We start from the raw sequence: 4,093 nt of genomic DNA on the forward strand, positions 1-4,093 counted from the left end.
CCCGCTCATCGCCGCCGTGCCCGTGCTGCTCGGCGGCGCGCTCGGCGTCCTGGTGCTGCGCGCCTACCCCTTCCTGCTGCGCGCGGCCGGGCGGGTGCTGCGCCGCGGCCGGGGCGCGGTCGCGTTCCTCGGCGTCGCCCGCGCGTCCCGGCAGGGCCTCATCGGCGGGGTGCCGCTGATCGTGCTGCTGCTCGCGGCGACCGTGGCGGGCTTCGCCTCCACCGTGGAGGCCGCCCTGCAACGCGGGCAGTCGCACGCCGCCTGGGCCTCCGTCGGCGCGGACGCGCGGATCTCCGCCGAGCGGTTCGAACCGGACGTCGCCGCCCGGGTCGGCGCCCTGCCCGGCGTCACCGCGACCGCGCGGGCCCGCGTCGTCCACGACCTGCGGCCCGCGTCCGGCTCGGCGCGGGTCACGCTCATCGCCCTCGACCTGGAGGCGTACCGCGAGGTCTCGCCGGGCCGGCTGCCCGCGCACCCGTCCGGCGCGCTGCTGTCCCCGGCCGCCGCCCGCGAGCTGGGCCCCGGGCCGGTCACGCTGGGCGGGCCCGGCTTCGACCCGATCCGCCTCACCCCGTCCGGCCGGGTGAAGGAGTTCCCGGGCGAGGGCCCCGACACGGCCTTCGCCGTCGTCCCGTACGGGACGCTGACCGGGACGAAGGCGTTCCCCACCGACGTGTTCGTCCGCGGCGACCCCGACCCGGCCGCGCTGCGCGGCGCGCTGCGGGCGTCGGTACCGAAGGTCGCCATCACCGGCGGGCTCGACCAGTCCGTCCTGGTCCGGCGGGACGTGCTGCGCGGCATGACCGGCGCGCCGCTGGTCGACGTCGTGCACGACACCTTCCGCGACGCGGCGCTCATCGGCGGCGGGTACGGGCTGCTCACGGTGCTGCTGGTGGTCGTCGTCGGCGCCCGTGCGAGGGGCCGCGCCGTCGCCCGGCTCCGGGTCCTCGGGCTGAGCCGTCGGCAGAGCCGCGGTCTCGCGCTGGTCGAGATCGCGCCGGTGCCGCTGTGCTCGGCCGGCGCCGGCTGGGCGCTCGGGCTGCTGCTGCCCCGCGTCACCGGCCCCGTCGTGGACCTGCGCCCCTACACCGGCGGCGTCGCCGCCGCCGCCAACCACGCCATCGACCCGGCGGCGCTGCCCGCGCCGCTCGGCGCCCTGCTGCTCGCCGCCGCCGCGGCGGTGGCCGTGGACCGCGCCTTCGACGCACGCCGCCGGCTCGGCGGCGTCCTCAGAACGGGGGACTGACGGGATGAGCCGCACACCCGACCTCGCCGAACTGGAGCGGCGCGCCGTCGAGCGCGGACCCGCCTACGGCGAGGGCGCCCACATCGTCTGCGACAACCTGGTGCGCATCTACAAGGCCGACGGCATCGAGGTCGTCGCGCTCCAGGGCCTGGACCTGCTCGTCGACCCCGGCGAGCTGATCGCCATCGTCGGCGCGTCCGGCTCGGGCAAGTCCACGCTGCTGAACATCCTGTCGGGACTGGACGTGCCGACCGCCGGCGTCGCCCGGGTCGCCGGCGCGGACCTGCTCACGATGGCCGCCAAGGAACGGCTGCGGTTCCGCCGCGAGCAGGTCGGGTTCATCTGGCAGCAGACGGCCCGCAACCTCGTCCCCTATCTGACCGCCGTTCAGAATGTTGAGCTGCCCATGCGTTTCGCGGGACGGCCGCGCCGTGCCCGCGCCACGCGTGCGGCGGAGCTGCTCGGCATGCTCGGCGTCGGCGACTGCGCGGGGCGCCGCCCCGCCGAGCTGTCGGGCGGTCAGCAGCAGCGCATCGCGATCGCCGTCGCCGTCGCCAACGAGCCGCGGGTCGTGCTCGCCGACGAGCCCACCGGCGAGCTGGACACCGGCACCGCCGCCGAGGTCTTCGAGGCGCTGCGCCGCGTCAACCGGGAGCTCGGCACCACCACCGTCGTCGTGACCCACGACGCGCAGGTCGCCGAGCGCGTCGACCGGACCGTCGGGATCCGCGACGGCCGCACCAGCAGCGAGGTCCGCCGCCGCGACGAGGCCGACGGCACCCGCGTCAGCGAGGAGTACGCCGTCCTGGACCGCGCCGGCCGCGTCCAGCTGCCCCGCGGCTTCCTGCGGGCGCTCGACCTGCGCGACCGCGTCCGGCTCGCGCTGGAGGAGGACCACGTCGGCGTCTGGCCCGACCGAACCGAGGAGTCCGATGACTGAGCCGATGGTCGCCGTCGACGGCCTGACCAGGACCTACCGCACCGGCAAGGTCGAGGTCCCGGCGCTGCGCGGCGCGTCCCTCACCGCCGCGCCCGGCGAGCTCGTCGCGATCAAGGGCCGGTCCGGCTCCGGCAAGACCACCCTGCTGAACCTGATCGGCGGCCTGGACGCCCCCGACGGCGGCACCGTCCGGGTCGGCGGCAGGGACGTCGGCGCCCTCTCCGAGGACGACCTGCTCGCCCTGCGCCGCGACGTGATCGGGTTCGTGTTCCAGTCGCACGGCCTGATCCCCGTCCTGTCGGCCGCCGAGAACGTCGAGGTGCCGCTGCGGCTGGCCCGCACCGCCCCGGCCGAGCGCGCCGAGCGCGTCCGCGTCATGCTCGCGCTGGTCGGCCTCGCCGACCACGCCCGGCAGCGCCCCTACGAGCTGTCGGGCGGCCAGCGCCAGCGCGTCGCGATCGCCCGCGCCCTGGCCGGCCGGCCGCGCCTGCTGCTCGCCGACGAGCCCACCGGCCAGCTCGACTCCGAGACCGCCGCCGCGATCATGCCGCTGCTGCGCGCCGTCGTGGCGAGCGAGGGCGTCACCGTCCTGGTCGCCACGCACGACCAGGCCCTGCTGGCCGAGGCCGACCGCGTCCTCCACCTGGAGGACGGCGTCATCACCGAGGTCCCCGCCGAGGCCACCGCCACCTGACCTCCGGGTCACGCGTCCGCGTCCGGCCCCGGCCATTGAGTCACACGGCATTGTCCGCCGTGCGGGTCGTCGTTACGTTCCAGAAGTCCAGGACGAGGACGAACGGGGAACCTCATGAGCGACGAGCCCATCATGCGCGTCGGCGGGGACCTCAGCGGCACGGTCGTCGTCGGTGACCACAACGTCGTCATCACCCACCATGGCACCCACGTGTCGGCGAACGACGGCGACCCGCCCGCGCCCAGGCGCAGGCCGAAGCCCGGGGGCACAGCGCTCCCACGCGGCGTGGCGCCGCTCGGCCGCGACGCCGACCTCGCCCGGCTGGACGAGTGGATCGCGGCGGGGGAGCCCGTCCAGGTGCACGGGGAACGCGGGATCGGCAAGTCCGCGGTGCTGCGGGCGGTGGCCGCGCGGCACGCGGCGGCCGGTGAGGACGTCGTGTTCCTGTCCGCGGCGGGCCTCGTGGTGGAGGACATCGTCCAGGAACTCTTCCAAGCCTGCTACGAGGTCCCCGCCTACCGCCCGGACGAGGACCGGCTCCAGCGGCTGATGGGCCGGATCCAGGCGTTGTTCGTCGTCGACGACTTCATGGGCGACGAGGACGACCTGCGCTCCCTCGTCGCCGCCGTCCCGGCGGGCGACCTGGTGGTGGCCTCCGAGCGGCGCACGATGTTCACCCAGGGCCGGGCGCTGACCCTGGCGGGCCTCACCGAGGAGCCCGCGATGGAACTGGCCGTCCGGGAACTCGGACACGACCCGGACGAGGCCGAGGACGCGGCCCTGCGCGCCCTGGTCCGGGCGACCGGCGGGCACCCGGCGGCGGTCGTGCAGGCGGCCGCCGCCGCACGCGCCCACGGACCGGAGGTCATCGCCCCGGACGCGGAGACCGCGGTGCTCGCCGAAGCGCTGGCCACGGGCCTCGACGCCGGTTCCCGCACCGCGCTCACCATGCTGTGCGCCCTGGAAGGCGTCCAGGTCACGGCGGACATGGCCGAGACGCTCACGGGCGACCCGTCCGTCCGCGAGGGCTTGGAGCGGCTCGCCGGGGTACATCTCGCCGAATCCGGCTACATGCTCGCCGGACGCACGGCAGCGGCGGTCGCCACGGCCGCGGAACTGGCCCCGGACGCCGGACGCTACGCCGCCGCCCTCGCCGCGTGGGCGCGGACGGCGTCCGCGCGGCAGACGGGCCAGGCCGCGCCGGTCGTGGTCG

The 4,093-nt window shown here is 76.5% G+C and carries 4 protein-coding genes; all 4 read left to right on the plus strand.

The window, feature by feature from the left end; translation table 11 throughout:
• A partial coding sequence (locus E1291_RS42880) for an FtsX-like permease family protein (RefSeq protein ID WP_207401207.1) occupies positions 1-1,246 on the plus strand: 1,246 nt, incomplete at its 5' end.
• A gap of 4 nt (positions 1,247-1,250) precedes the next feature.
• Positions 1,251-2,186, plus strand: a complete 936-nt coding sequence (locus E1291_RS39825) for an ABC transporter ATP-binding protein (protein WP_131743179.1) — start codon at positions 1,251-1,253, stop codon at positions 2,184-2,186.
• A complete protein-coding gene (locus E1291_RS39830) occupies positions 2,179-2,880 on the plus strand; it encodes an ABC transporter ATP-binding protein (RefSeq protein ID WP_242614675.1) in 702 nt (233 codons plus the stop codon). The genes E1291_RS39825 and E1291_RS39830 overlap by 8 nt, the downstream gene beginning before the upstream one ends.
• Positions 2,881-2,994: 114 nt before the next feature.
• The coding region (locus tag E1291_RS39835) for a hypothetical protein (RefSeq protein ID WP_207401208.1) at positions 2,995-4,093 on the plus strand (1,099 nt) is incomplete at its 3' end.

The organism is Actinomadura roseirufa (assembly GCF_900659635.1).
GTDB lineage: Bacteria > Actinomycetota > Actinomycetes > Streptosporangiales > Streptosporangiaceae > Spirillospora > Spirillospora roseirufa.

What these genes read in the sequence shown, in the direction of transcription:
- E1291_RS39825 (WP_131743179.1), top strand. Translation starts at nt 1,251, where the DNA reads ATGAGCCGCACACCCGACCTCGCCGAACTGGAGCGGCGCGCCGTCGAG.
- E1291_RS39830 (WP_242614675.1), top strand. Translation starts at nt 2,179, where the DNA reads ATGACTGAGCCGATGGTCGCCGTCGACGGCCTGACCAGGACCTACCGC.